Origin of the sequence: Stappia sp. P2PMeth1 (assembly GCF_900185735.1) — a bacterium.
Lineage (GTDB): Bacteria > Pseudomonadota > Alphaproteobacteria > Rhizobiales > Stappiaceae > Stappia.
In genome coordinates this window covers 221818-244420 of record NZ_FYAW01000009.1, presented here as the reverse complement: position 1 = coordinate 244420, position 22603 = coordinate 221818, and the positions used below count along the sequence as shown (strand labels likewise).

At 66.9% G+C, this 22603-nt stretch carries 24 protein-coding genes; 9 read left to right on the top strand and 15 right to left on the bottom strand.

What is annotated here, in order from left to right:
* Nucleotides 1–2 precede the first annotated feature (2 nt).
* The 11 genes from P2PM1_RS04140 to P2PM1_RS04090 form a co-directional block, all read right to left on the bottom strand.
* The gene (locus P2PM1_RS04140; RefSeq protein WP_186398221.1) at nucleotides 3–458 is read right to left on the bottom strand and encodes a YaiI/YqxD family protein; all 456 of its coding nucleotides are present in this window, start codon (nucleotides 456–458) and stop codon (nucleotides 3–5) included.
* 141 nt (nucleotides 459–599) lie between these two features.
* Nucleotides 600–2705, bottom strand: coding sequence for an ATP-binding cassette domain-containing protein (locus P2PM1_RS04135; protein ID WP_186398220.1), 2106 nt, complete (start codon nucleotides 2703–2705; stop codon nucleotides 600–602).
* 5 nt (nucleotides 2706–2710) lie between these two features.
* The gene (locus P2PM1_RS04130) at nucleotides 2711–4825 is read right to left on the bottom strand and encodes a cysteine peptidase family C39 domain-containing protein (protein WP_186398219.1); all 2115 of its coding nucleotides are present in this window, start codon (nucleotides 4823–4825) and stop codon (nucleotides 2711–2713) included.
* 3 nt (nucleotides 4826–4828) lie between these two features.
* Nucleotides 4829–6148 (bottom strand): biotin/lipoyl-binding protein, encoded by a 1320-nt coding sequence (locus P2PM1_RS04125; protein WP_186398218.1) that lies wholly within the window; start codon nucleotides 6146–6148, stop codon nucleotides 4829–4831.
* Nucleotides 6149–6283: 135 nt separating this feature from the next.
* Entirely contained in the window at nucleotides 6284–6481 is a 198-nt protein-coding gene (locus tag P2PM1_RS04120; RefSeq protein ID WP_186398217.1) for a bacteriocin, read from the bottom strand.
* A gap of 28 nt (nucleotides 6482–6509) precedes the next feature.
* Nucleotides 6510–6920: an NHLP leader peptide family RiPP precursor gene (locus tag P2PM1_RS04115; RefSeq protein ID WP_186398216.1), complete on the bottom strand. Its 411-nt coding sequence runs from the start codon at nucleotides 6918–6920 to the stop codon at nucleotides 6510–6512.
* Between the two features lie 17 nt (nucleotides 6921–6937).
* Nucleotides 6938–7333 carry an NHLP leader peptide family RiPP precursor gene (locus tag P2PM1_RS04110; protein ID WP_186398215.1) on the bottom strand — a complete coding sequence of 132 codons (396 nt, stop codon included), beginning with the start codon at nucleotides 7331–7333 and terminating at the stop codon, nucleotides 6938–6940.
* A 10-nt stretch (nucleotides 7334–7343) separates the two neighbouring features.
* Nucleotides 7344–7745 carry an NHLP leader peptide family RiPP precursor gene (locus tag P2PM1_RS04105; RefSeq protein ID WP_186398214.1) on the bottom strand — a complete coding sequence of 134 codons (402 nt, stop codon included), beginning with the start codon at nucleotides 7743–7745 and terminating at the stop codon, nucleotides 7344–7346.
* Nucleotides 7746–7778: 33 nt separating this feature from the next.
* Complete coding sequence (locus P2PM1_RS04100; protein WP_186388249.1) at nucleotides 7779–7973, bottom strand: hypothetical protein; 195 nt, start codon at nucleotides 7971–7973, stop codon at nucleotides 7779–7781.
* A gap of 171 nt (nucleotides 7974–8144) precedes the next feature.
* Nucleotides 8145–9182 carry a helix-turn-helix domain-containing protein gene (locus tag P2PM1_RS04095; protein WP_186398213.1) on the bottom strand — a complete coding sequence of 346 codons (1038 nt, stop codon included), beginning with the start codon at nucleotides 9180–9182 and terminating at the stop codon, nucleotides 8145–8147.
* A gap of 96 nt (nucleotides 9183–9278) precedes the next feature.
* Nucleotides 9279–11603: an acetamidase/formamidase family protein gene (locus tag P2PM1_RS04090; protein WP_186388251.1), complete on the bottom strand. Its 2325-nt coding sequence runs from the start codon at nucleotides 11601–11603 to the stop codon at nucleotides 9279–9281.
* A gap of 276 nt (nucleotides 11604–11879) precedes the next feature.
* Here P2PM1_RS04090 and P2PM1_RS04085 point away from each other — a divergent pair, with 276 nt between their 5' ends.
* Nucleotides 11880–13334, top strand: coding sequence for an acetamidase/formamidase family protein (locus P2PM1_RS04085; RefSeq protein WP_186396651.1), 1455 nt, complete (start codon nucleotides 11880–11882; stop codon nucleotides 13332–13334).
* Between the two features lie 223 nt (nucleotides 13335–13557).
* Here P2PM1_RS04085 and P2PM1_RS04080 read toward each other — a convergent pair whose 3' ends face one another.
* Entirely contained in the window at nucleotides 13558–15078 is a 1521-nt protein-coding gene (locus P2PM1_RS04080; protein ID WP_186398212.1) for an adenylate/guanylate cyclase domain-containing protein, read from the bottom strand.
* A 54-nt stretch (nucleotides 15079–15132) separates the two neighbouring features.
* The gene (locus P2PM1_RS04075) at nucleotides 15133–15732 is read right to left on the bottom strand and encodes a TetR/AcrR family transcriptional regulator (RefSeq protein ID WP_186388254.1); all 600 of its coding nucleotides are present in this window, start codon (nucleotides 15730–15732) and stop codon (nucleotides 15133–15135) included.
* A 100-nt stretch (nucleotides 15733–15832) separates the two neighbouring features.
* Between P2PM1_RS04075 and P2PM1_RS04070 the strand changes: the two genes are divergently transcribed.
* The 8 genes from P2PM1_RS04070 (at nucleotide 15833) to P2PM1_RS04035 (ending at nucleotide 21001) form a co-directional block, all read left to right on the top strand.
* The gene (locus P2PM1_RS04070) at nucleotides 15833–16405 is read left to right on the top strand and encodes a carboxymuconolactone decarboxylase family protein (protein WP_186398211.1); all 573 of its coding nucleotides are present in this window, start codon (nucleotides 15833–15835) and stop codon (nucleotides 16403–16405) included.
* A 143-nt stretch (nucleotides 16406–16548) separates the two neighbouring features.
* Complete coding sequence (locus P2PM1_RS04065) at nucleotides 16549–17013, top strand: YHS domain-containing (seleno)protein (RefSeq protein WP_186388256.1); 465 nt, start codon at nucleotides 16549–16551, stop codon at nucleotides 17011–17013.
* 218 nt (nucleotides 17014–17231) lie between these two features.
* On the top strand, nucleotides 17232–17534 hold the full coding sequence (locus P2PM1_RS04060) for a DUF2282 domain-containing protein (protein WP_186388257.1): 303 nt from the start codon (nucleotides 17232–17234) through the stop codon (nucleotides 17532–17534).
* Nucleotides 17535–17596: 62 nt separating this feature from the next.
* A complete protein-coding gene (locus tag P2PM1_RS04055; protein WP_186398210.1) occupies nucleotides 17597–18448 on the top strand; it encodes a DUF692 domain-containing protein in 852 nt (283 codons plus the stop codon).
* Nucleotides 18432–19196, top strand: coding sequence for a DUF2063 domain-containing protein (locus P2PM1_RS04050; protein WP_186398209.1), 765 nt, complete (start codon nucleotides 18432–18434; stop codon nucleotides 19194–19196). Before P2PM1_RS04055 ends, P2PM1_RS04050 begins: the two co-directional genes overlap by 17 nt.
* Nucleotides 19184–19633 carry a DoxX family protein gene (locus P2PM1_RS04045; protein ID WP_186388260.1) on the top strand — a complete coding sequence of 150 codons (450 nt, stop codon included), beginning with the start codon at nucleotides 19184–19186 and terminating at the stop codon, nucleotides 19631–19633. The genes P2PM1_RS04050 and P2PM1_RS04045 overlap by 13 nt, the downstream gene beginning before the upstream one ends.
* A complete protein-coding gene (locus tag P2PM1_RS04040) occupies nucleotides 19524–20360 on the top strand; it encodes a sigma-70 family RNA polymerase sigma factor (RefSeq protein WP_371636355.1) in 837 nt (278 codons plus the stop codon). The genes P2PM1_RS04045 and P2PM1_RS04040 overlap by 110 nt, the downstream gene beginning before the upstream one ends.
* Entirely contained in the window at nucleotides 20357–21001 is a 645-nt protein-coding gene (locus P2PM1_RS04035; RefSeq protein WP_186398207.1) for an NrsF family protein, read from the top strand. Before P2PM1_RS04040 ends, P2PM1_RS04035 begins: the two co-directional genes overlap by 4 nt.
* 196 nt (nucleotides 21002–21197) lie before the next feature.
* Here the strand turns inward: P2PM1_RS04035 and P2PM1_RS04030 are convergent, their stop codons facing one another.
* Nucleotides 21198–21503, bottom strand: a complete 306-nt coding sequence (locus tag P2PM1_RS04030) for a DUF2249 domain-containing protein (protein WP_186396643.1) — start codon at nucleotides 21501–21503, stop codon at nucleotides 21198–21200.
* A gap of 104 nt (nucleotides 21504–21607) precedes the next feature.
* Nucleotides 21608–22597: an FAD:protein FMN transferase gene (locus tag P2PM1_RS04025; protein ID WP_186398206.1), complete on the bottom strand. Its 990-nt coding sequence runs from the start codon at nucleotides 22595–22597 to the stop codon at nucleotides 21608–21610.
* Between the last annotated feature and the right edge of the window lie 6 nt (nucleotides 22598–22603).

The window sequence follows — 22603 nt, the reverse complement described above, 5'->3', positions numbered from 1 at the left end:
CGCTATCCGCGTTTCAGCGCCAGCCGCGCCAGCCGGTCCAGCGACTGCAGGAAGCGCGACCGGTCGGCTTTCGAAAACGCCCGGCCGCCACCCTGGTGAAACGGGTCCGCCGCGCGGATGTCCTGCATCAGATCGCGGGTCGCCAGCCGGCCGCCGATATTCGCGGCGTCGAGGATCTGCCCGTCATGCTGCACCACATGCGCGCCCGCCTTCAGGCAGCGGTCAGCAAGCGGCAGGTCCGAGGTGACCACGATGTCGCCGGGACCGCACTCTTCGGCGATCCACTTGTCGGCCATGTCCGGCCCCTCGGCGACGATCCTCAGCGAGACGAGCGGGTTGCCGGGCGGGCGGATACCGCCGTTGCAGACCAGCACCACCGCAATGCCGAGCCGGGTCGCAACCCGCTCCACCTCCGACTTCACCGGACAGGCATCGGCATCGACATAGAAGGTGGTCACGTCCTGCAATCTCCATGGTGGCAACGCGGCGCTTAACGCCGGGGCCTCCCCTCGTCGCTCCAGCACGCCCCCTCGCGCGGCGTCTTATAGACGGCTCCTGCCCGGAGTGAAATCCGCAAGGCGCGCCTTTCCAGGGTCCGGCTACAGCATCTGCCTCTGCGCCAGATGGTGGAAGGCTCCGCCGCGGGCCAGCAGCGTATCGAAGCGCCCTTCCTCGACGATCCGTCCCTTGTCCATGACGATGATCCGGTCGGCATGGCGGATCGTCGAAAGCCGGTGGGCGATGACGATACGGGTGGCTTCGATCCTGTCGATGGCATCGGACACGATGGCCTGGGTGGCGTTGTCCAGCGCGCTGGTGGCCTCGTCGAACAGCACGATGCGCGGCCGGCGCACCAGGGCGCGGGCAATCAGGATCAACTGCCGCTGACCGCCCGAGAAGGTGCTGCCGCCCTCGGTCACCACGGTTTCCAGCCCCATCGGCAACCGCTCGACAAGCGGCGCCAGCCCGACGGCGCGGGCGGCGGCCATCACCTCGTCACGACTGGCCATGCTGGAGGCGGCGATGTTCTCGTAGAGCGAGCCGGGCGTGAGTTCGACCGTCTGCATCACCGCGCCGATCTGGCGGCGCAGCAGGCGCAGATCCATGCCCGACAGGGCCTCGCCATCATACAGAACCTGTCCCGCGCGCGGGGTCTCGAAGCCCAGCATCAGGCGCATCAACGTGGACTTGCCCGACCCGGACGCCCCGACAATCGCCACGAACTCGCCCGGCGCGATGTCGAGATCGATGTTGGAGAGCGTGAGGCTGCGCTTGTCGTCATAGGCGAAGTCGACGCCGTTCAGGGTGATACGACCCGAAAGCACCGGCGGCGGGGCGTTGGAATGCAGCGTCTCGGGAGCCTGGGTGAAGACCGGCCGGGCGCGGGCGAGCAGCGGCGCGGCCACCAGCGCGGCGTTCATCGTCTGGCTGAGGCTGGCAAGCCCGCCCACGAACTGCCCGAAGGCGACGTTGAACGCGGCGAACGTCGCCAGCGTGATGCCGTCGCGCCCCACCAGGAGGAAGATGCCGAGCATTCCCACCGGCGACAGCAGGGTGGAGAAGACCATCTCCAGATTGGCGATGCGCCCGGCCGCCAGGCGACGGCGCACCTGTTTCTCGAACAGGCCGGCAAACCGCCCGAGCGCCCGCTCCTCCGCCCCGCTCATCCGCAGTTTGCCGATGGCGCCGAACAGTTCGACCAGGAGGCCGGAGGTGGCACCGACTTCGGCGAAGACCTTGCTTTCGCGCCGCACGCGGAGCCAGCCGAGCAGGGCAAGGAGCGCCGTCGCGCTCACCCCGTAGATCAATCCGTAAAGGGCCAGCCGGGCGTCGAAAGTCAGCATCAGGACGAGGCTGCCCAGGGCCGAGACCGCTCCCAGCAAACCGCCCAGCGCCGCCCCGCCCAGCGCCCGGCGGGCGTGATCGACGCCAAGGACCCGTTGGGCGAGATCGCCGACGGTATAATCGCGGAAGAACCGCGTCGGCAGGTCGAGCACACGGCCCCACAGGGCAGCCTGAAGCCGCAGGTCGACCCGGTTGAGGATGCGCGTCAGGGTGAGCGAGCGCATGATCTGGAAACCGGCCGCACCGATCGCGCCGGCGCAGAGCAGGAAGACCATCTCGCCGACCATCCCCATGCGCCCGTCCGGCAGCGCCGTGCCGACAAGGGTTCCCATGGCGATCGGCGCGATCAGGCTCACCAGCATCATCAGAAAGACCGCCAGGGCGAGCGTCGCCCCGTCCCGCGCCACGCCGCGCAAGGTGAAGGACAGCAGCGCGGAGCGGGTGATCTGCGCCGGCAGCGGCGCATAGAGCTGGATCGCCTGCGGAGCGATGGCCCTCGCACCGGCCGCGTCGAGCGGGATCGGGGGACTGTAGGGCGACGACGCGACGCCATAGCCCGCGCTGCCGGCAACCAGCGCCACGGGGCGCCCGGCGGCATGGGCGAGGAGATCCGGGCCGGACCTGCGCCACCACTCGCCGCCCAGCGTCACCGGACGCAGCAGCAGTCCGGCGCGGCGGGCGAGGGTCTCAAGGTCGCCCGTGCGGTCGGCGGGCAGGTCCACCCCTTCGCGCTCGGCCAGGATCGACACCGCCTCGATGAGCGCCCGGCCGGTCGGAGCGGACGCGGCTGCCGCCCGATCCGGACCCTCGACCTCGTGCGATCCGGATCCTTCCGGGAATTTTCCGAGAGCGAGCCCCACGGCTGTCAAATCTCCCTCACCAGACGGGCATAGGCCCCGCCCGTCGCCAGCAGGTCGGCATGGCTGCCCCGCTCCACGATCCGCCCGTGATCGAGCACCAGGATCTCGTCGCAGTCGCGGACGGTGGACAGCCGGTGCGCCACGACAATCAGCGTGAGGCCGCGCGCCCTGACCGCCGCCATCACCTGTTCCTCGCTGACCGCGTCGAGCGCGGAGGTCGCCTCGTCGAGCACCAGCAGCGCCGGGTTCCGGACCAGAGCGCGGGCGATTTCGACGCGCTGACGCTGGCCGCCGGACAGATTGCGCCCGCCTTCGGTGAGCGGCATGTCGGGCGAGAAATCGCCGAGGCCGGCGTCCTGCATGGCGCGCCGGACGTCGGCGAGCGGGATCTCCTCGTCCCACAGGGTGATGTTGTCGCGCAACGTGCCGGAAAACAGGCGGATGTCCTGATCCACCCGCGCCAGCGCATGGGAGAGATCGGCGCGCGGCCAGTCGGCAAGCGGGCGGCCGTCGAGGCGGATGCTGCCCGCCTTGGGCAGATAGAGCCCGCAGACCAGCGAGCCGATGGTGCTCTTGCCGCTGCCCGAATGGCCCACCAGCGCCACGGACCGTCCCGGCTCCAGCGACAGGGAGAAATCGGCGATGAAGGGCGGGTCGAGCGGACCATAGGCAAAGGCGACGTCGTCGATGTCAAGGCGGCCGCGCGCCCGCTCCCCGGTCGCGGCCGGCGTGGCGTAGCGCCAATCCTGCCGCGCCGCCTCGACATCCGCCAACCGCGCGAAATCGGCCCGCGCCGCCTGCAGGCTGCTGCCCGTTTCCACCAGGTGGGAGGCATGGGCGGAAAACGCCCCCATCAAGGCCTGAAACGCCACCAGCCCGCCGACGGTGAGACTGCCGGCCATCACCTCGACCGAGCCGGCCAACAGCACGCAGGCCGCGGCGATCGCCGTGGTCAGGGGCGTCAACACGGCAAAACCCTGTTCGAACAGGGCCGACCTTTGCTCCGCCTCCAATGCACGGGCATGGTGGCCCGCCCATTTGGCGAAGGCGCCGGTCTCGTTGCCGCCGGCCTTGATGGTCTCGATGGTGGCAACGCCCGTCACCGTGGCGGAAAACAGCTTGGCGGCCTCGGTCTGCAGGCGCAGGGCGAGATCGGTGCGCCGCCGCCGCACCATGTGCAGGACGCCGAGATTCACCAGGACCATCAGCAAGGCAATGGCGGTGAGCAGCGGGCTGTAGGCCAGCATCAGGGCGAACAGGAACACCGCCGCAAGCCCGTCGAGCCCGACCCCGGACAGATCGCGCGACACCAACCGCGCGGCCGTTTCCACCGAGCCGGTTCTCGACACCAGATCGCCCGTGTGGCGGCTGGCGAAGAAGGCCACCGGCAGGCGCAGGAGATGTTCGACGAAACCGAGGGTGCGGCCGCGCAACAGCGCCATATGCACGCGCAGGCTCAAGGACTGGGTGAGCAGGCTCACCCCGGCCTGCACCAGCACGGCCACCGCCAGCCCGAGAACGATCGGCCCGGCCCAGCCGGGAGACCGCTGCACCAATACGCCGTCGATGAAGGTCTTGATCATGCCCGGCACGGCCAGTCCGGCGACCGCCAGCACCAGCGCGTAAAGAACGACCAGAACGGCCGGCTCGCCGAGCCCGCGCGCCATCTCCCTGACCCGGGGCCAGAAGGCGGGCGGACGCCCCCCGGCGGCAAAGCCTTCCCCGGTCTCGAAGACGAGCATCACGCCGCTGTAATGGCGGGAGAAGTCCTCGCGCGTCATCTCGCGCGGACCATGCGCCGGATCGTTCAGGAACACCGTCTTCCCCCGCGCCCCTTCGAGCACGAGGAAGTGATTGTAATCCCAGAAGACGATGGCCGGAAACGGGCCGGCGAGCGCGGCCTCGGCGGGCCGCCGCAGCCCCTTCGCGGCAAGACCGTAGGAGCGGGCGGCCTTCAGGATGTTGGCCGCGTTGGCGCCGTTGCGGTCCACGCCGCAGCGCGCGCGCAGGTCCTCCAGTCCGACGAAGCGCCGGAAATGCCCGAGGATCATGGCAAGCGAGGCCGCGCCGCACTCGGCCGCTTCCATCTGCAGGATGGTGGGGGTCCGCGCGCGGGCCATTGGCTACGACTCCAGCCAGCGCTTCAACAGCGGCAGCACCAGGGTGATCGGAGCCTGGTGGAAAACGTCGATTTCGACGTTGGACAGTGTCCCGCGTTCGACAGGGAACTGGGGACCGGTCCCGCCCCACCACGCGAAGCCGTTGGGCGTGTCGGCGGTGACGAGCTTCAGCCGCGCGACGATCGGCGGACCGGCCTGGGTGTAGTGGCGGGCCATCTCCGCGTTGCGGATGAGCGCATAGACCTGATCGTAGCTGACCGGACGCGGATTGATCGCCACCACCTCGGCGCGGATCGCGCCGAATTCCTCCTTCTTGATCGAGGCGGGAATGACATGGGCACGCATGCCGGGCTGCACGCGCAAGCCTTGTGCCGGGTCGAGGAAGGCGATGAGCTCCGCCCCGTCCGCGTTGCCGTCGTCCAGTTCCTCGTGCAGACCGAAACGGGCACCGCCGGCAACGACGATCCCATGTTGCGCGGCGACCACGCTGTGATCGCCCGACGCCGCCAGCACCGCGAGCTTCTGGCCGACGCCGAGGATATCGCCAGGATCGGCGAAGACCTCGGCAATCGTCCCGGCATAGGGCGCGCGCACCTCCTCGTCGTGATCCAGCCTCTCCAGCAGGACGACAAGACGGGCTTCCCGCGCGGCCAGTTCGTCCTCGGCCGCACGCAGTTTCGCCGCCAGCGCGTCGAGAAAGGTTCCGTGTTCGGCGCGCAACTGGGCAAGACTGGTGCCGACCCGCGCCAGGGCCAGGGCGGCGTCATTGTAGGTGTTGCGGGTATCCTCCACGTCCAGGCGGCGGATCACCCCGCGCTCGAACAGTTTCTCCCGGTTGGTGAGCAGTTCCTGCAATTGCCGCGAGCGCTGCACCAGCACACGCCGCTCCTCCTCCAGCGCGGCCACCTGCTCCTCGAAGGCGGCGATCCGGTGGGTTCTCTCCCGCTCGCTGGCCTCGCCCAGACGCTCCAGCGCCCGCGCCGCCTGATCGCGTGCCAGCTCGCCGGAGCGGATTTCCGCCTCGATCTCGCGCACGTCCATCCGGGCGATGACCATGCCCGCCTCGACCTTCTGCCCGGGGACGACGGAGATCTGCTCCAGCCGGCCGGCGACCGGGATCGCGATGGTATAGAGCGCCTCTCCCGCCGCCAGGATCTGTCCCATCCCCTGAACCTTGACCGAGACGGTGCCGACCACCGACCAGGCAAGCGCGGCGCCGACGACCAGAAGCGCACCCAGCGCTCCGGCCCAGTAGCCGCGCGGCAGGTAATGGCTGGGCTGGCGCGTTTCGTCGAAAGGCTGAGGCAGAGCTGGCAGGCTCATGGAGCAAGTGCCCCCATCGCTTTCCCCTTTTTTCCTGCCGGCGGGCCGATCCCGACCGAATCCGCCAACACCTTCAACCCGCGGCGGGATGCGGCATTGCGCCCGATGCAGGGCTCCGCATCCCCTCGCTTGCCCCTACTTAAGCGTGGGGTAGCCGCCAAACTCCGTTTCATTCCAGATGACCTGCTGCCCTGCCCGCATGCGATCCCGGATGAGCTGACGCTCGTTACGAGACATTCCCTGCGGCCAATCGTAACCGCCACTGATGGTTTCAAGTTCTTCGTCGGAAAGAACTTCATGGTCCGGGGGGATATGGTCGTTCTGCTCACGCATCTCGGCCTCTTCTGCTCAATCCAATCCGTCAGTCCGCAGCAATCGCGGCGCCAACGCCAACGGTGACCGCTCCTGCCTTGACCGCAGGAAAGGCAGCGCCTTGCGTCATGATAATCACGGGGAGGCCCGCAACCATGGTGGTGCCGTAGCCCGTCATGAAGGCCGTTACATGCTTCATCTTGATCTTGTCGAAGAAGCCGCCATTGATCGTCTCAAGCTCTTCAGCGGACAATTCCTCGGACAGTTTCGGCGGCAGAACGAGGTGAAGCTGCGCGGGCGTATCCTCCACCACCGTGATCTCGATCCCTTCGGGGATTTCGACGCCTTGCGATTTCAGTGCCCCCTTCGCATCCGCCAGCAGCGCGGCGCGGAAAGCCTCGTCGGTCGCAGCGCGGACGAGGAATTGGGCGTAAGCGTTCTGTTCGATCTGTTCGGTCATTGCTACTGCTCCCTGGTTCAATCCGCGATCACCGCGCCGGCGACGCCACCGCCGATCATGGCCGCTCCGACCAGGGGCGCGGCCGCCCCACCCGTCGCGATGATTGCCAAGGCGCCGCCTCCGATCATGACGGCGCTGGCGCCGATGCCGAAACCGGCCAGATGCTTGAGCTTCAGGAAGCCGCCATTGATCGCCGCAAGCTCCTCGTCCGACATGTCCTCGCTGACCATCGGCGGCAGGACGAGATGGAGGCTCTCGTGGGTGTCCTCCACCGCCTTGATCTCGATCCCTTCGGGGATCTCAACCCCCAGCGACTTCAGCGTGCCGGTCGCATCCGACAGCAGCGCGGCGCGAAAGGCCTCGTCGGTCGCAGCGCGGACCAGCACCTGCGTATGGGCGTTCTGTTCGATCATCACACACCTCTCAGATTGAGCCGCCGATTCTTGCCCCGGTCGCCTCGCCGCCACGGACCAGCCCTGACGCTTGACGAGCCCCATTGCCCCCGGTTCCTACAATCACACCCGTGGCCAGAAGCCCGCCGAAGGCAGCGCCGATGCCAGCCCCGAGAGTGCGACCGAACCACCCGCCATTGACGGCGCCGAGTTCCTCATCGCTCATCTCTTCCGAGATCTTCGGCGGGACGATGAGATGAAACACCGTGCCGGTGTCCTCCACCGCCTTGATCTCGATCCCTTCGGGGATCTCAACCCCCAGCGACTTCAGCGTGCCGGTCGCATCCGACAGCAGCGCGGCGCGAAAGGCCTCGTCGGTCGCGGCCCGGACCAGCACCTGCGTATAGACGTTCTGTTCGATCTGTTCGGTCATCTTCATGTTCCTTGGCTGAAGGGAAGGTCGCGATTATCGCGGCGGCGCAGCAGCCAGGGCGCGCTCGATATGCTCCATCGCATACTCGACAAGATTCGCATTGGGGTCGCGCGGACGCACCGGAGCGGCGGTTCCCGGCGCAAGTCCGCCGACAATGGAGGACAGTTCATCCTCGCCGAGTTCTTCCGCTTCTCTGGCGAACAACTCGCGATCCAAGTCTTTTGTCATTTACAACCCCCTGCTCTCCAGTTTTTTGAGACGATTTCCCGTCCTGCCTACAGAAGATGACGCAGGGGCTCTTTCCGAATTGTGAACTTCCTGCGGCAAAACAGAAACTTCGGACCATTCGTCAAGGAACTGCAACGATCCGCGCACAGATGACGCAACGGGCGCCACAATTCACGCAAATCGGCCGATCCAGGCGTGCCAGCTTTCCGACTTGCCCTCGCGGGCAAGCGTCCGGGCGCTGGAGACCTGGCGATACTGCCCCGGCGTCATGCCGAAGGCGCGCTCGAAGGCTCTGGCGAAACTGTTGCGATGGGCAAAGCCGTGGTCCTCGGCGATCCGCTCGACCGTCCTGTCCGCCTGAGCGGGATCGGTAAGCGCGCGGCGGGCGAGCAGGAGGCGTTGGTGCCCGATATAGGAGGCAACGCCGCCCAACTCCGCGAAGAGATAGGACAGCTTTCTCTCCGAGATGCCGAACAGCCGGCCGAGCGCTGCCGGGGACAGGCCCGGGTCGCAGGCATGAACGCGGATGTGACGGCAGATCGCATCGACGAGCGCGGCCTGCACGCTGCTCCGCCCCACCTCCGGCACCGCCCCCCTGATGGCCGCGACGGCCAGGTCGAGCGTCGGGCCGACGAGCAGCCCCGCCTCGGCGACCGTCATGCCGGGTGCGGCGCGCATCACCGCCGCAAGATGATCCTGGAACAGGCCGACAAGCGCGTTGTCGCGCCGGATAACGGTCATGTCGAGCCCGTCCACCGTGCCCAGGCGCGCCTCCAGCTCCGCGCGGGGCACGACAAGCGTGAGGCTGTCGATATCGGGGATGGCGGTGCGCTGAACCTCCGCCAGATCGGTGACGAACAGATCGCCAGGCCGCACCCCGGCATCGGCGTCCCGGTCGCGGCAGAAGACGCTGCCCCGGTCGAAGAACCGCAGGACGAGCTGATCCAGTCCGTCGCGGGCGATGCGGAAGCGGGACCGGTCGAAGGTCTGGGCGGGCTGGATCGAGCGGCCGAGCACCAGCGGCCCGATCTGGAAAGCCTCGACCTGGACGTGGAAGCCACTCGCCACCGGCCGCAGGGAGCGCGCCTCGCCCATCGCGTTCAACTGCTCGCGCCAAAGCTCGAACGCCGCCCCGCCCGCCATGCCGCGCGTGTCGACAACGGACTGCGGAACCCGGTCCCGTGCCTCCTCCATCCCTCCCCCCGTCATGCCGAAGACGTCCCCCATCCCGCGAAAGCGACACCGGTAGATGCCCCGCGGATCGCATCCAGCGCCTGCGCAGCTTGGCCCGATCGCCGCCCGATCTCAACGATCCCCATCGCCCCACAGCGCTTTGGGGATCGTCGCGTGAACGCCGAAATTGCCGTCCGCGACCTGGGTGACGCCGAAATCCGCGCCGAGCGACAGCAGACAATGCGCCTCGTCCTCGTTCATCCCGTAATGCTCCATCAGGAACCGCCGCGCCTGCCGGAACGCATTGCGCATCGCCAGATCGATGGAGGAATGCTGGTAGATCTTCGACTGGGCATCGCGCCCCAACTCGCGCAGATAGTTGGGATAGCTGAAGCTCTGGAGCACCCAGTGGGTTTCCGTCTCGATCAACGGTCCGCTCAACGCCCGCAGAAACGGCCTCCCCTCCCCTGACGCCTTGTGCAGGGTCAGACGAATGTCGGCGGTCAGCGAACATTCGAGCCCGGTCCCGTTCACTTCGCTGTCGCCTTGCGCGAAATGACCGTCGCCGATGGACAGCAGCCCGCCCGGCACGGAGACCGGCAGGAAGACCCGGCTGCCCTTGCCGAGCCTCCAATTGTCGATATTGCCGCCGAAGTAACCGGGAGGAATGCTGTCGACCAGATCCTCCTCCCGCGGTGCCAGCGCGACGGTGCCGAAATGCAGCCGCGCCGGGATCTCGATCCCCCGAAGCGCGCGCCAGTCGGGGGTGACCGTCGCCGGATCGACGAGGACGCCGGGATAGTCCATCGTCTCGTGGACGATGCCGAACGGGTCGGTCTGCGGCGTCCAGCGATAGCTGTAGAGCGGCCGCGCCACGTCGGGCTCAGTGAGGTCGATCTCGAAGATCGTGACGGTCTCGCGCCGGGCGCCGGGGACGATGGAATCCTGATACTGATACCCCCACCAGGCCGAGACATTGGACGCGAACGCTTTCCCGGCAAACTCCGGATTGGCGCAAGGGCGCAGGCGGATGTCCAGAAACTCCACCTCGATCACGTCGCCCGGCTCGGCCCCGCGCACGAAGATCGGCCCTGTCAGGATGTGAACACCGAAGCCTTCGCCCGCGCCGCGCCCGAAGATGGAGGCATTCATCGGCCCCGCTCCGCGCCGGTCGACCGCCTTCCAGTCCCTGGTCCATTCGAACACGCTTTCGGCGCCCGCATCGCCCTGGATCATGCGCTCGGATGCGTCGCCGGCATGCTGGGTCAACGTCTCCACGGTGACGGTCGCTCCCGACCTCACCGTCAGCACCGGCGGCAGGCTCTTGCTCAGATAGCCCCAGTGCACCGTCTGCGCGTTCGCGGGAAGATGAAACCGCGCCTGCCGGAACGGCTCGGCCAGCTCCGTCGTCGGGCTTTCGCCATGGGTGCGAAACTCAGCCGCCGACCGTGGAAACGCCATCGGCGCGGCCGGGCGCTTCAGCGGCTTGCCGCGCTGGAGCGGCCGGCCGTCCGCAACTGTCCCGACCCCCCGTCTGATGTTGCTGGGCGACACTCCATAGGCGCTGCTGAAGGCGCGGCTGAAATAGGACTGATCGCGAAATCCCCACCGCATGGCAATCGCGCCCACCGCCTCATGCGCATGCGCCGGGTCAGCGAGTTCGGCCTTGCATCGTTCAAGGCGAAGCCGGCGCACATAGTCCGAGAAACTCTCGCCATGCTGCTTGAACAGCCGCTGCACATAGCGTTTCGACAGGCCTTCGTCGCGCGCCACATCCTGGATCGAGAGACCGGCTTCGCCCAGCCTGCGATTGACTGCGGCCGCGACGCGGCGAAAGTTCGCCATCTGCGAATCCGTCCGTTCATGGCCGTTGCCGCGCAGTTCCGCCAGCAGCGCGCCGCTCACCAGTTCGGTCACCGCGACCTCGGCGGCGGCGAAGTCGCCGGCACCGAGCGTGTCGAGGTTCATGGCCAGCGTGCGCAGCACCGGCCGGGCAGCGGACGCCGCCACGGTCCCTCCCAGCACCACCGGAAAGCCGGCACGGTTCCGGCCCACACGCGCCTCCACCGCGCTCCGGGACAGATCGAGCAGCAGGATCGAGAAGTCGCCGCGCATCTCCACCTGCACTCCCGCCTCCGGGGCAACGACGACAAGATCCGCGTCGGCGAGTTCGAAGGCCTTTGAGGGCGCGACGATGCGCCCGCGCCCGGACAGCACGAGCAGCAGCACCAGCGGACCGGGAGCCTTGCCCGGAGCGCTGAAGGCAAAGCTCTGGCCGCGGGCCTGGACCATCGTCATCCTGGCGCCGGCGGGCGCCCGGAACGAGGTCACGGTGCCGGTGTCCAGGCAGCCGGTCTCGGCAAGCGGCAGCAAGCCGACCCCGCGCAGCGTCTGACGCCAGATGTCGGACCGGCCATCGCCCGGCACCGCATCGAGATCGATCTGCTCCACCGCCATCCGGCTGGACCTTTCTCTCGCTTCCGCAGCAAACACTATCCCAGAACCGGGCGGGATACTTGTCCCAGAGCGTCCGTAGTTTTGACTTTACGGAGCGCCGCCCCCGAAGGAAGCCGGCGTAAAAACCACTCAACACTTTGCGATAAAATAATTTTTCGTCACCAGACGGGGAATGTCGGGGCAGCCGGCGCGCCGGTCGGGCGGTTGCGTGGAGCCCGTCGCCAGGCATCATGTGCAGTGCACAATCCACCCATAACCAGAGAGGAACGGCAAATCATGTGCAAAGGCGACGACGTTCACTGCCCGCATTTCGAGGCCCATTACAAGGCGTTCAGGGAAGACCTCAACCCGGAACGGCGGAGCTTCCTGAAGAGCGGCGTTCTGGCGGCGGGAGGGCTTGCGGCCTTCGGCGCGGCCGGCGGCGTGACGCTGGTGACCCCGGCCCTGGCGCAGGCGAGCGCCGCACGCCAGAAAGGCACCCCCAGCTACCATTATCTGCCGGCGACCGCCGACACGGTGCATTGGGGGTATTTTTCCAAGACCCTCAAGCCGCAGGTCGAGATCGACTCCGGCGACATCGTCACCATCGAAGCGCTGACGCATCACGCGGCCGACGACCTGGAACGCATGGTCCAGGGCGACCCCGGTGCCGAAAGCGTCTACGAGTGGACGAAGGACAAGAAGGGCGTCGACCGGCGCGGCGCGGGATCGACCGATCCGGCCGTCTATACCAAGGGCTCCGGCGACGGTCTCGGCGTGCACATCATGACCGGCCCGGTCTATGTCCGCGGTGCCGAGCCGGGCGACGTGCTGGAGGTCCGCATTCTCGACTGCGTGCCGCGTCCGTCCGCCAATCCGGCCTATGCCGGCAAGGCGTTCGGCTCCAACGCGGCGGCGTGGTGGGGCTTCCACTACAAGCACCTGCTCGGCGGCGACAAGCGCGAGGTGGTGACGATCTACGAGATCGACGCGACCGGCGGCAAAAGCTGGGCCGAGGCGGTCTACAATTACAAGTGGACCCCGCAGACCGACCCGTTCGGCGTGGTGCATCCGGTCATCGACTATCCCGGCGTGCCGGTCGACATGTCGACGGTCGATCGGAATTATGACGTGCTCAAGGGCATACGGGTGCCGATCCGGCCGCATTTCGGCACGCTGGGCCTGGCACCGGCCGAGGCGGACTTCGTCGACACCATCCCGCCGAGCCATTTCGGCGGCAACATCGACAACTGGCGCATCGGCAAGGGCGCGACGATGTATTACCCGGTGTCGGTCGAGGGAGCGTTGCTCTCCGTCGGCGATCCCCATGCCTCGCAGGGCGACAGCGAGCTGTGCGGCACCGCCATCGAGTGTTCGCTGACCGGCACCTTCCAGCTCATCCTGCACAAGAAGGCGGATCTGGCCGGCACGCCGCTGGAGGACCTCGACTACCCGATGCTGGAGACCCAGACCGAATGGGTGGTCCACGGCTTCAGCGTTGCCAACTACCTGGCCGAACTCGGCCCCGATGCCCAGAGCGAGATCTACAACAAGTCGTCGATCGACCTCGCCCTGCAGGACGCGTTCAAGAAGATGCGGCACTTCCTGATGACCACCAAGGGCCTGACGGAGGACGAGGCGATCTCGATCATGTCGATCGGCGTCGACTTCGGCGTGACCCAGGTTGTCGACGGAAACTGGGGGGTGCACGGCATCGTCAAGAAGGATCTGTTCTCGGGCCGGGCCGCGTGACGCAGGCCTGACGTCCGGCGAGCAGCCCATGTCTCGTGCCGCCCTCCGACAGGAGGGCGGCGCTTTCCGGTCATATCCACGGACGGTACCGCTCGCCCCCTTCGGTTCGAACTGCCGGGACCGTCCGCGCATGACGCCCGCTGCGCTGGATCCCCCGGCAGACTGCGCTGCTCAGGACAAAGACGGCCGGCAGGAACAGACAGATGCCGGCGACCGGGCGGCTCTATGGCAGGGTGAGGATCACTGCGCCGATCTGCCCGTCCGCCCCGTCGATCCGGGCCGCGACGTGGCGGGCTTCGAAGCGGCCGCGATACCCCTGGGCCTGTGCCAGGCGCCAGGTTTCGGCATCGACCATGCAGGTGCTGCCGAACGCCTTGTTGCATTTCTCGATCTTGGCCGAAAGGTTGACCGCGGGCCCGATCACCGTCAGTTCGAGCCGCTCATCCCGTCCCACAACGCCCCAGCTCACCGTTCCGGACGAGATGCCGATGCCGATCGCCAGCGGCTGCCGCAGCGCCTGCATCTCGGGCAGATCCGCCCACCCCTTCAGGTCGGCAAGCACGGCTTCCGCGCAGGCAATGGCATCGGCGGCATAGGATTCGCTATCGGTGCCCAGACCGAAGGTCACCATGATCCCGTCGCCGAGGAACTTGTCGATCATCCCGTTGCGGGCATGCACGATGGGAAGCACCCGCCCCTGATAAGCGGCAAGGACACGCATGACCGCATCGGGCTCGCACTGCTCCGCGATGCGGGAAAAGCTCCTGATATCCAGGTTCATGATCGCCGCCGCTTCCCGCTGCGCGGTACCAGGGATCGGCTGATGCTCGCCGGCGCGGATGGCGCGAGCAACGCCTGGATCGAAGAAGCGCGACAGCCCCGTCGCGGCGGCCTCTTCCGTGACGGCGGTGATCAGGAGACTTCGCGAGCCGTTCACCGCCAAGGCCAGCACCGCGGTCACGGCAAGCATCGAGATGATCTTGTCGACCTCCGCGCCGATCAGCAGCGCATTGGAGGTCAGGTACTCGACATAGGACCGCGTCAGCACGAATTCCGACGGATCGACCTGCCGCACATAGACGATCACGGCCCCCCACCCCGCGGCAGCCACCAGACCCGCGAAGATCACGAACTTCGGGTTAAAGCGCAGAGTTCGCAAGGCGATGAAGATGAAGACGTAAAGCAGTGCCGGCGCCTTGAGCAGGAAACTCGCGGGCTGGGCGTACTGATGATGGAAGCTGATGATCAATCCGTAGAGCAGCGCGAAATCGAAGATGATCGAAACATAGCTCGCCCAGTCCGGCGGTTCCCGCAGATATCCCCAGACGAGGCCGATCACGGCGAGCACGAAATAGGCTGCCAGCACGAACGGCGTCGGCGACAGGCTCCCCGCCTCGAAGGTCTTGGGCGACAGCGCATAAAGGAGACTGAAGAAGCAGATCATCAGCAACTGGATGGCGCGCAGCAGACGCTCGTTGGCCCAGTCGCGTTCGGCGATGCGTCGTCGGATCGCCTCGGGAAGCCTCGAGACGTCGGCGCCGCCACGCAGGATGCGGCCGAACCGCCGGCTCAGGTCAGCGCGCACGAGGGACCTCCGGGCAGCGAGTGTCCGGCGACGACGTCCCCTGCGCCCCGGTTGGCGCCGCGCCTTCGCTCTCAGGGTCCAACCGATCGAGCAGCAGGTCCGCACTGCCTGACATGACGACCTCCTCCAGCCTGTCGCCGCGAGCTTGGCGCCTGCCACCTTCACATGAAAGTCAAGACTGCGCGACACGCACGCTGCACAAGTGCCGAAGCGTCACGAGGTCAGTCCCGCCGTCAGGATCGCGACCGCACCTTTGCTCGTGTCGCGCAACGTTTCGGGAGCAACGCCCGCCCGGGCGCTGAGCATCAAGCCGCGCGCGAGGGCTCCAACGACCGCGGCGACCGTTGCCGGGCTTGCCGCACCGGACATCTCGCCGACCGACTGCGCATGCGCGACGCGCTCGGCGATCCGCGCTTCGACCGCGGCAAATCGCCGGCCCAGTTCCGCCCTCAGCCGCGGATCCGATCCGGCCGCATCGGAAAGAACCGACGCCACGAGACACCCCAACCGCTCGGGATCGGCCGTCGCATGCCGCACGACGGCGTCGAGGAAGGCAGCCAGATCGCTCCGGAAACCGCCGCCGCCGTCGAGAGCCTCGAGGAGGGGCTCGATCCGGGTGCGCGCGTAGTGTTCCACCGCGCTCAGGAACAGGGCCTCCTTGTTGCCGAAGGACTGGTAGAGGCTCGACCGCGAGATGCCCATGGCGCCGGTGAGGGCATCCATCGAGGTGCCCTCGTAGCCCATCCGCCAGAACAGACCCATCGCGATGTCGAGCGCCTCGGTTTCAACGAAGGTGCGGGGACGGCCGCGCACGCGGCGCTCATGAAGTTGTGAACTCATCGTTCCGAAAATAGTTTGCCGGGCCGCGCCTGGCAATATATGGATCGATCATTCCATATTTGGAGACGACCCCATGTCCCAGTCATCCGCCAGCCTCACTCTTGCACCCCTGACCGCGGAGACGGCCGAACCCGCTGCCGCAACCGCTCTGGAAACCGCCGCCAGGAGATTGGGCTTCGTTCCCAACATGTACGGCTACATGGCCTACGCGCCGGACCTGCTCGGCACCTATCTGGCGGGCTACGACGGCTTCCGCCGCACCTCCGGCTTCCAGCCGGACGAGCAGGAAACCGTCTTCCTGGCAGTGAGCGAAGCCAACGGCTGCGACTATTGCGTCGCCGCTCACTCGATGATCGCCGAGAAGATGAGCAAGGTGCCGGCGGACGCGATCGCCGCCCTTCGCAACGGCGGTCCGCTTCCCGACCCGCGCCTGCAGGCTCTCGCCACCTTCACCCGCACCATGGTCCGGACGGCCGGGCGGCCGTCGCGCGCCGATGTCGACGCCTTCCTCGCTGCCGGTTTCGAACCGCGTCAGATCTTCGCGGTGATCCTGGCCATCGGCGTCAAGACCTTCTCCAACTACACCAATCACATCGTCGCGACGAAGCTCGATCCGGCTTTCGTCGCCTACGAAGTGACCGCCTGACCACGGCCGCGCGTCATCTCGTCCAAGGACCGTGACGCATCGGCCGACGCCAGGCTTGCCCTGCCCGCAGCCAGCAAGAAACACCCGGCGACGGCCCGCAAGGCCGCCGCGGGATCGCTCTTGCACCATCGAAAGGAACAGACATGACCAGACTGAATGCATTGCTCGGCGCCTTCCTGCTTCTGTTGTTCTCCGCCGCCACGTCCTTCGCGGGGAGCGAGTTGAACGTGACGTCCACGGGCCTTGCCCTGCGCGGCGTCGATCCGGTGAGTTTCTTCTCGCCGGCCGGTCCCGTCCCGGGCGACTTCAGGGTCACGGCCGTGCATGGCGGTGCCGTCTATCGCTTCGCCAGCGAGGAGAACAAGGCGGCGTTCACAGCCGATCCCGACAAGTACCTGCCCCAGTATGGCGGCTATTGCGCCATGGGCGTGAAGATGGGCCAGAAGCTCGATGGCGATCCGGCCGTCTTCACGATCGTCAACGACAAGCTCTATCTGAATGTCGCTCCGGCGGTCGCCGACATGTGGCGCTCCGAGATGGCGGCAAACATCGAGGCCGCCGACGAGATCTGGACCAAGATCGAGAGCACGGATCCGGGCGCCCTCTAAGCCGGCCCGTGTCCCGGGAGCGGCAACCGGCCGCTCCCGAAACCGCCGCGCCGCCCCTGCGAAGACCGGCCCGAGCGCCGCGCGAAACGACCTCGCATGTTTTTGAGTGTGCGCCCTGCCCGGATCACCTTGCCGTGAAGCTGTAACGGCCACGGCACCGTCCGCGAATTGTTCAATGAAGGCGCTGGAGCGTCTTCGTCGAGAGACAGGAGAATGACATGACAGCACGACACACGAATATCGCCCTGAGCGCCGCTTTGGTCTCCGCGCTCACGCTGATGGCCGCGCCGGTGCAGGCCCAGACGACGGAAAAGTGCTTCGGCGTCTCGCTTGCAGGCCAGAACGACTGCGCCGCCGGCCCGGGCACGACCTGCGCCGGGACGTCCAAGGTCGACTATCAGGGCAATGCCTGGAAGATGGTCCCGGCCGGCACCTGCACCACGATGGAACTGCCCGCCCAGGCCGACGGGACGCCGCGCAAGGGCTCGCTGACCGAACTCAGCCGCGATCTCCCTGCCTGAGGCCAACGCACGGGGCGCGACCGGTCGCGCCCCGCCTTCCTCCAATGCACGGTGCACTCGAGATGCCTCAGTTACCCGCGAGCGTCGGTGTGGGCTTCAAACCGCAGCATTTCATCGACATCACCCAGGACCCCGGCAAGGTCGGCTTCTTCGAGGTCCATGCCGAGAACTACATGGGAGCCGGCGGCCTGCCGCACGCCCAACTCACCGCGCTCAGGGCGGACTATGCCCTTTCGGTTCATGGCGTCGGCCTGTCGATCGGCGGCGCCCGCGGCCTGGATCCCGATCACCTGGCGAGGCTTCGCCAGCTCTGCGAACGCTACCAGCCCGAGAGTTTTTCCGAGCACCTCGCCTGGTCGAGCCACGACACCGGTTTTCTCAACGATCTTCTGCCGCTGCCCTACACGGACGAGTCGCTGAACGTGATCTGCGCTCATGTCGACCAGGTGCAGGAGGCACTCGGGCGCAGGATGCTGCTCGAGAACCCGTCGACCTATGTGATCTTCGAGCAGTCGACGATCGCCGAGGTCGACTTTCTCGCCGAAGTCGCGCGGCGCACCGGCTGCGGCCTGCTCCTCGACGTCAACAATGTGTTCGTGTCGGCGACCAACCACGGTTTCGACCCTTGCGCCTATATCGACAGCTTCCCGCTCCAGCATGTCGGCGAAATCCACCTGGGCGGTCACGTGGTGGAAGAGCTTCCGTCGGGGCCGCTGCTGATCGACGCGCATTCCTCCGAGGTCGCCGACCCGGTCTGGTCGCTCTTTGCCGATGTCGTCTCGCGATGCGGAGCGATCCCGACGCTCGTCGAATGGGACAATGACGTTCCCTGCTGGTCGGTTCTGGCCGACGAAGCCGCGCGCGCCGCGCGCATTCTCCATGCTCCGGAGAAGCGTCATGCGCAGGCTGGCTGAACTGCAATCCGGCTTTGACGCAGCCCTGCGCGGAGGCCCGCTTCCCGCCGGACTGACGGCGCGGGACCCGGCGGAGGCCGAGCGCCGCTTCAATGTCTACCGCAACAATGTCGTCGTCAGCCTGACCGAGGCGCTGGCCATGCGGTTCCCGGTCGTCCAGCGGCTCGTCGGCGAGGCATTCTTCCGGCAGATGGCGCGCGTCTATGTCGAACTGGACCGGCCGAAGACACCGGTTCTGACGCAGTGGGGAGACGGCTTCCCCGCGTTCCTGGCGGGTTTTCCGCCGCTTCTGGACTATCCCTACATGGCCGACGTCGCCCGCATCGAGTATCAGCGCGGCGTTGCCTTTCACGCGGCCGACCATGAACCGGCAACGCCAGACCTTTTTGCCAATGCCGACCCGGCCGACCTCGTTCTGGCCTTGCACCCTTCCGTTTGCGTGCTTGCTCTCGCGCATGCGGCGGTCTCGATCTGGACGTCGAACCAGCCCGGCGCGCTGCCCGGCGCCATCGTTCACGGTCCCGAAACGGCGCTCATCTTCCGGGATCGCTTCTTCAACGTGCCGGTGAAGGCGATCGCGGCCGGCGATGCCGCCATGATCGCCGCGCTCAGCGACGGCCGGCCCTTGCTCGAAGCCGCACAACTCGCCCAGGCGGCTGATCCGGCCCACGACGCCGGACGCCTTCTCGCCGAGTTCATGGCAGCCGGTCTCATCCTCAATGCGGAGATTTCGACATGCAGACCCTGATCAAGCGGCTGAACGGCTGGTTCCAGCTCATTCCCGACGACCTTGTCGCCCTCGGGCTCCGCTTCTTTCCGGCCATGGTGTTCTGGCTGTCGGGCCGCACCAAGGTCGACGGCTTCGCGATCAAGGACTCGACATGGTTCCTGTTCGAAACGGAGTTTGCCTTGCCGATCATCCCGCCGAATGTCGCAGCGGTTCTTGCCACCGTCAGCGAACATGTGCTGCCGGTGCTGATGATCCTCGGCCTTTTCACGAGACTGTCCGCCTTCGGTCTGCTCGTCATGACCGCCGTCATCCAGATATTCGTCTATCCCAGCGCATGGGTCACGCATGGGCTGTGGGCCGCCGCCTTGCTTGCCGTCGTGGTCCGGGGACCGGGCAGGATCTCGCTGGATCATGTGCTGCGTCTTGACGGCCCGCCGCAGAAAACGACCGCATGATGGATCCGGTCTTCGCCTGTCGCACAGGGATGCGAGCCGCCCAGATCAAGGGACGTGCCGGCGCCACGCTCGCTGCCGTGACCGCATGACGGCGTCGCTCGCAACTCTGCGTGATGTGGGTTGCCTCGCGATCGCAAGCCCCGCTAGGTTGCCTCTCGCGGACGCGCGACGGGAGGCCGAGATAACCGACGCTTGCAACGATCTGGAGGCGCTGTTGACCGCCGCGAACGCAGGCGACGCAAAGGCGTTTGCCCGCTTTCTCACCGCCGTCATGCCGCTTGTCCGAAAGGTCGTCAAAGCCCGCGGGCGCGGGCTGCCGCCGGACCAGCACGACGACGTGGTGCAGGAGGTGCTGCTGGCGATCCACCTCAAGCGCCAGACCTGGGATCCGCGCACGCCGGTGCGCCCCTGGCTCTATGCCGTCGCGCGCTACAAGGTGGTCGACGCCTTCAGGCGGCTGGGAGCTCACATCCACCTGCCGGTGGACGACTTCGTCGATCTCATCGCGCAGGACGAGCCGAGCGATCTCCTGTCGGATCAGGAGGCCTCGAGGATGCTGGCCCAGATCGATACGAGGTCGGCCGCCATCGTGCGCGCAATCGGCCTTGACGGCGACCGCGCAACCGAGGTCGGCGCCCGGTTTTCGATGAGCGAGGGAGCCGTGCGCGTTGCCTTCCACCGCGCCATCAAGAAGCTGTCCGCTCTTGCGCGGGGATCCGACCGATGACCCGGAAAAGACTGTCCACGGAGGACTTCATCGCCGACCTGGCCCGGGCCCCTGTCCCGAAGCCGTTTGCTGCGTCCTCGATCGCGCTTTGGACCTCGGCGGCGACGGCCCTTGGTGTTGCCCTCTGGCTCTCCCTGATGGGGCTGCGGCCGGACCTCGGCACCGCGTTGAGCGCGCCGGTGACCCTCGCCAAGACAGGGCTGCCGGCGTTGCTGTCGGTCTCCGCATTGTGGCTCGCGATCCGCTCCGCCTATCCCGGCAAGGGGCTCAGGCTGTCATACCTGCTTCTGCCGCCGGCAATGGCGCTTGTCCTGATCGCCGATGCCGCTGCCGCCACGCCGGTACCGTTTCTGACGCAAGCGATGGTGGGCAGTACGGCGATGAAATGCCTCTCCGCCGTTCTCGGCCTGTCGCTGCTTCCGATCGCCGCGGGACTGACTTTCCTGAAGAACGGCGCGAGCACGAATCCGGCCCTGTCCGGCGCCTTGCTCGGCCTTGCGGCCGGCGCCGGAGCGGCGGCCGGCTATTCTCTCGCCTGCACGGAGGACTCTCCACTCTTCTATGTGGTCTGGTATGGGCTCGCGATTGCCTCGGCCGGCGGCGTCGGCTCTCTCGCAGGTTCGCGCCTCCTCAGGTGGTGATTGCGAACAGACCCAGGCCTGCTGACAAGAATTGTGAACACCGATGAGGGGCATCCTGCGACCGATGCGCCTCAGTCAGATCGCCGTGTTCAGCCGTCTTTGCCTGTTCCAGATCGCGCAAGGGGGACCGACAGTGCGCGAGAAGCCTGCCGATCAGGCGTGAACAAAAAGGGCGCCTCGCGGCGCCCGTTGTCGTTCAGCCGCAGCCACCGCCGCAACACTCGTCGCGCCTTTGCTCCTCGACCAGCCCTTCCTTGCCCACGAGGACATGCCAGTCGACAGGACCGAGGACCCGATAGGTCCAGGAAAACTGGCCGGGAATGGCTTGCTGGAACTGGTACAAGAGCCCCTGCGGATCATGATCGTTGATCAGTTCGAAACATTCACCCGGGAGCAGCGCGTCGTACTGGCGGAAGACCAACGAGTGACGTTGCGGCCTGGGCAGCGATCGCAGATCCACAATAGCGACAGGCCGATCGGCATGGGCAGGTGTAAGGGTCATGGCGCACTCCGATGTTGATGCGGATGACCCTGTTCTTAGGGGGCGAATGAGCGGCCGTCCTTGTCCGGGAACAAACTCCCGCCGGCAGCGTTGCCTCGCCCGGTTTACGGAGTTCTCCAGCCGTCACGGCTGTCGGACAACATGACGTCGATGTCGCCTTCACGCTTGACTACCGCTCGGATATCCTCAGACGACATCAAGCTGAACGCGGTCGAGAATGCATCGGCTTTCGCAGCATCCCGCGCGGTGACGGTAACACTCCTGTCGCCGGTCACGCTCGCCCCGGTGCGGGGGTTCAGCAAGTGCGTGAAACGGCCCGCGGCGTCGAAGCTGAAGCCCGCCGCGCTCGATGTGGCCACCGCCTTGTCGACCAACTCGATCGCGGCCGCGCGCCCGGCAGGGGTAGCCACGTCCCGGATGCCGACCTGCCATGGACCACCGTCCGGTTTCGATCCGAGCACGCGGATCTCGCCGAGATCGACGATGCTCTTTTCGATGCCACCCCGACGCAGAAGCTCGACAGCCCGGTCCGTGATGTAACCCTGGGCGATGCCGTTGAGCGTCAGGGCCATGCCAGGTCGGCCAAACGCCACACGGCTCTGATCGAAGCTGACCTTGTCGAAGCCAACCAGATCGAGAGCCTCACGGATTTCGGTCGATGTGGGACCGCCGGCCGAAGCACCGGGCATCGAAAAATGCTCTGCCAGCACTTTCCACAGCGGCTGGACCGTGGGGTCGAACACCCCACCGGTCACTTCCCAGGCCTTGCGACAGGTCTCGAGAAGCGCGACCAATTCGGACGGAGGCATGGCCAGGGCGCCCAACCGGTTCAACTGCGAAATCGCCGAGCCGGGCCGGTAGAGACTGAAGATCTGCTCGAGCCTGTCGACCTCGGACCGGACCTGCCGAAGCAGGCGCTCCGCAGCGACGGGGTCCTGATGGTAGATCACCAGGGAGGTCGGCGCGCCGAGCGCCTGCCCGCGCCAGCTCACCGCCTCTTGCAAGGGCGTCGCCGCAAAAGCCGGCCAGGCTAGGCCGCAGCCGGCCGCCGCGGCGGTGATCGAGATGAAGCGTCGGCGGTTCATGGTGCCCATGGCGTG

Bases quoted from the DNA above. Each gene is read 5' to 3' on its own strand.
- P2PM1_RS04060 (WP_186388257.1), top strand. From the start codon at position 17,232: ATGACAGCACGACACACGAATATCGCCCTGAGCGCCGCTTTGGTCTCC.
- P2PM1_RS04055 (WP_186398210.1), top strand. From the start codon at position 17,597: ATGCCTCAGTTACCCGCGAGCGTCGGTGTGGGCTTCAAACCGCAGCAT.
- P2PM1_RS04115 (WP_186398216.1), bottom strand. From the start codon at position 6,920: ATGACCGAACAGATCGAACAGAACGCTTACGCCCAATTCCTCGTCCGC.
- P2PM1_RS04050 (WP_186398209.1), top strand. From the start codon at position 18,432: ATGCGCAGGCTGGCTGAACTGCAATCCGGCTTTGACGCAGCCCTGCGC.
- P2PM1_RS04065 (WP_186388256.1), top strand. From the start codon at position 16,549: ATGACCAGACTGAATGCATTGCTCGGCGCCTTCCTGCTTCTGTTGTTC.
- P2PM1_RS04100 (WP_186388249.1), bottom strand. From the start codon at position 7,973: ATGACAAAAGACTTGGATCGCGAGTTGTTCGCCAGAGAAGCGGAAGAA.
- P2PM1_RS04110 (WP_186398215.1), bottom strand. From the start codon at position 7,333: ATGATCGAACAGAACGCCCATACGCAGGTGCTGGTCCGCGCTGCGACC.
- P2PM1_RS04035 (WP_186398207.1), top strand. From the start codon at position 20,357: ATGACCCGGAAAAGACTGTCCACGGAGGACTTCATCGCCGACCTGGCC.
- P2PM1_RS04090 (WP_186388251.1), bottom strand. From the start codon at position 11,603: ATGGCGGTGGAGCAGATCGATCTCGATGCGGTGCCGGGCGATGGCCGG.
- P2PM1_RS04130 (WP_186398219.1), bottom strand. From the start codon at position 4,825: ATGGCCCGCGCGCGGACCCCCACCATCCTGCAGATGGAAGCGGCCGAG.
- P2PM1_RS04025 (WP_186398206.1), bottom strand. From the start codon at position 22,597: ATGGGCACCATGAACCGCCGACGCTTCATCTCGATCACCGCCGCGGCG.
- P2PM1_RS04030 (WP_186396643.1), bottom strand. From the start codon at position 21,503: ATGACCCTTACACCTGCCCATGCCGATCGGCCTGTCGCTATTGTGGAT.
- P2PM1_RS04120 (WP_186398217.1), bottom strand. From the start codon at position 6,481: ATGCGTGAGCAGAACGACCATATCCCCCCGGACCATGAAGTTCTTTCC.
- P2PM1_RS04070 (WP_186398211.1), top strand. From the start codon at position 15,833: ATGTCCCAGTCATCCGCCAGCCTCACTCTTGCACCCCTGACCGCGGAG.
- P2PM1_RS04045 (WP_186388260.1), top strand. From the start codon at position 19,184: ATGCAGACCCTGATCAAGCGGCTGAACGGCTGGTTCCAGCTCATTCCC.
- P2PM1_RS04125 (WP_186398218.1), bottom strand. From the start codon at position 6,148: ATGAGCCTGCCAGCTCTGCCTCAGCCTTTCGACGAAACGCGCCAGCCC.
- P2PM1_RS04095 (WP_186398213.1), bottom strand. From the start codon at position 9,182: ATGACGGGGGGAGGGATGGAGGAGGCACGGGACCGGGTTCCGCAGTCC.
- P2PM1_RS04085 (WP_186396651.1), top strand. From the start codon at position 11,880: ATGTGCAAAGGCGACGACGTTCACTGCCCGCATTTCGAGGCCCATTAC.
- P2PM1_RS04040 (WP_371636355.1), top strand. From the start codon at position 19,524: ATGGGCTGTGGGCCGCCGCCTTGCTTGCCGTCGTGGTCCGGGGACCGG.
- P2PM1_RS04105 (WP_186398214.1), bottom strand. From the start codon at position 7,745: ATGACCGAACAGATCGAACAGAACGTCTATACGCAGGTGCTGGTCCGG.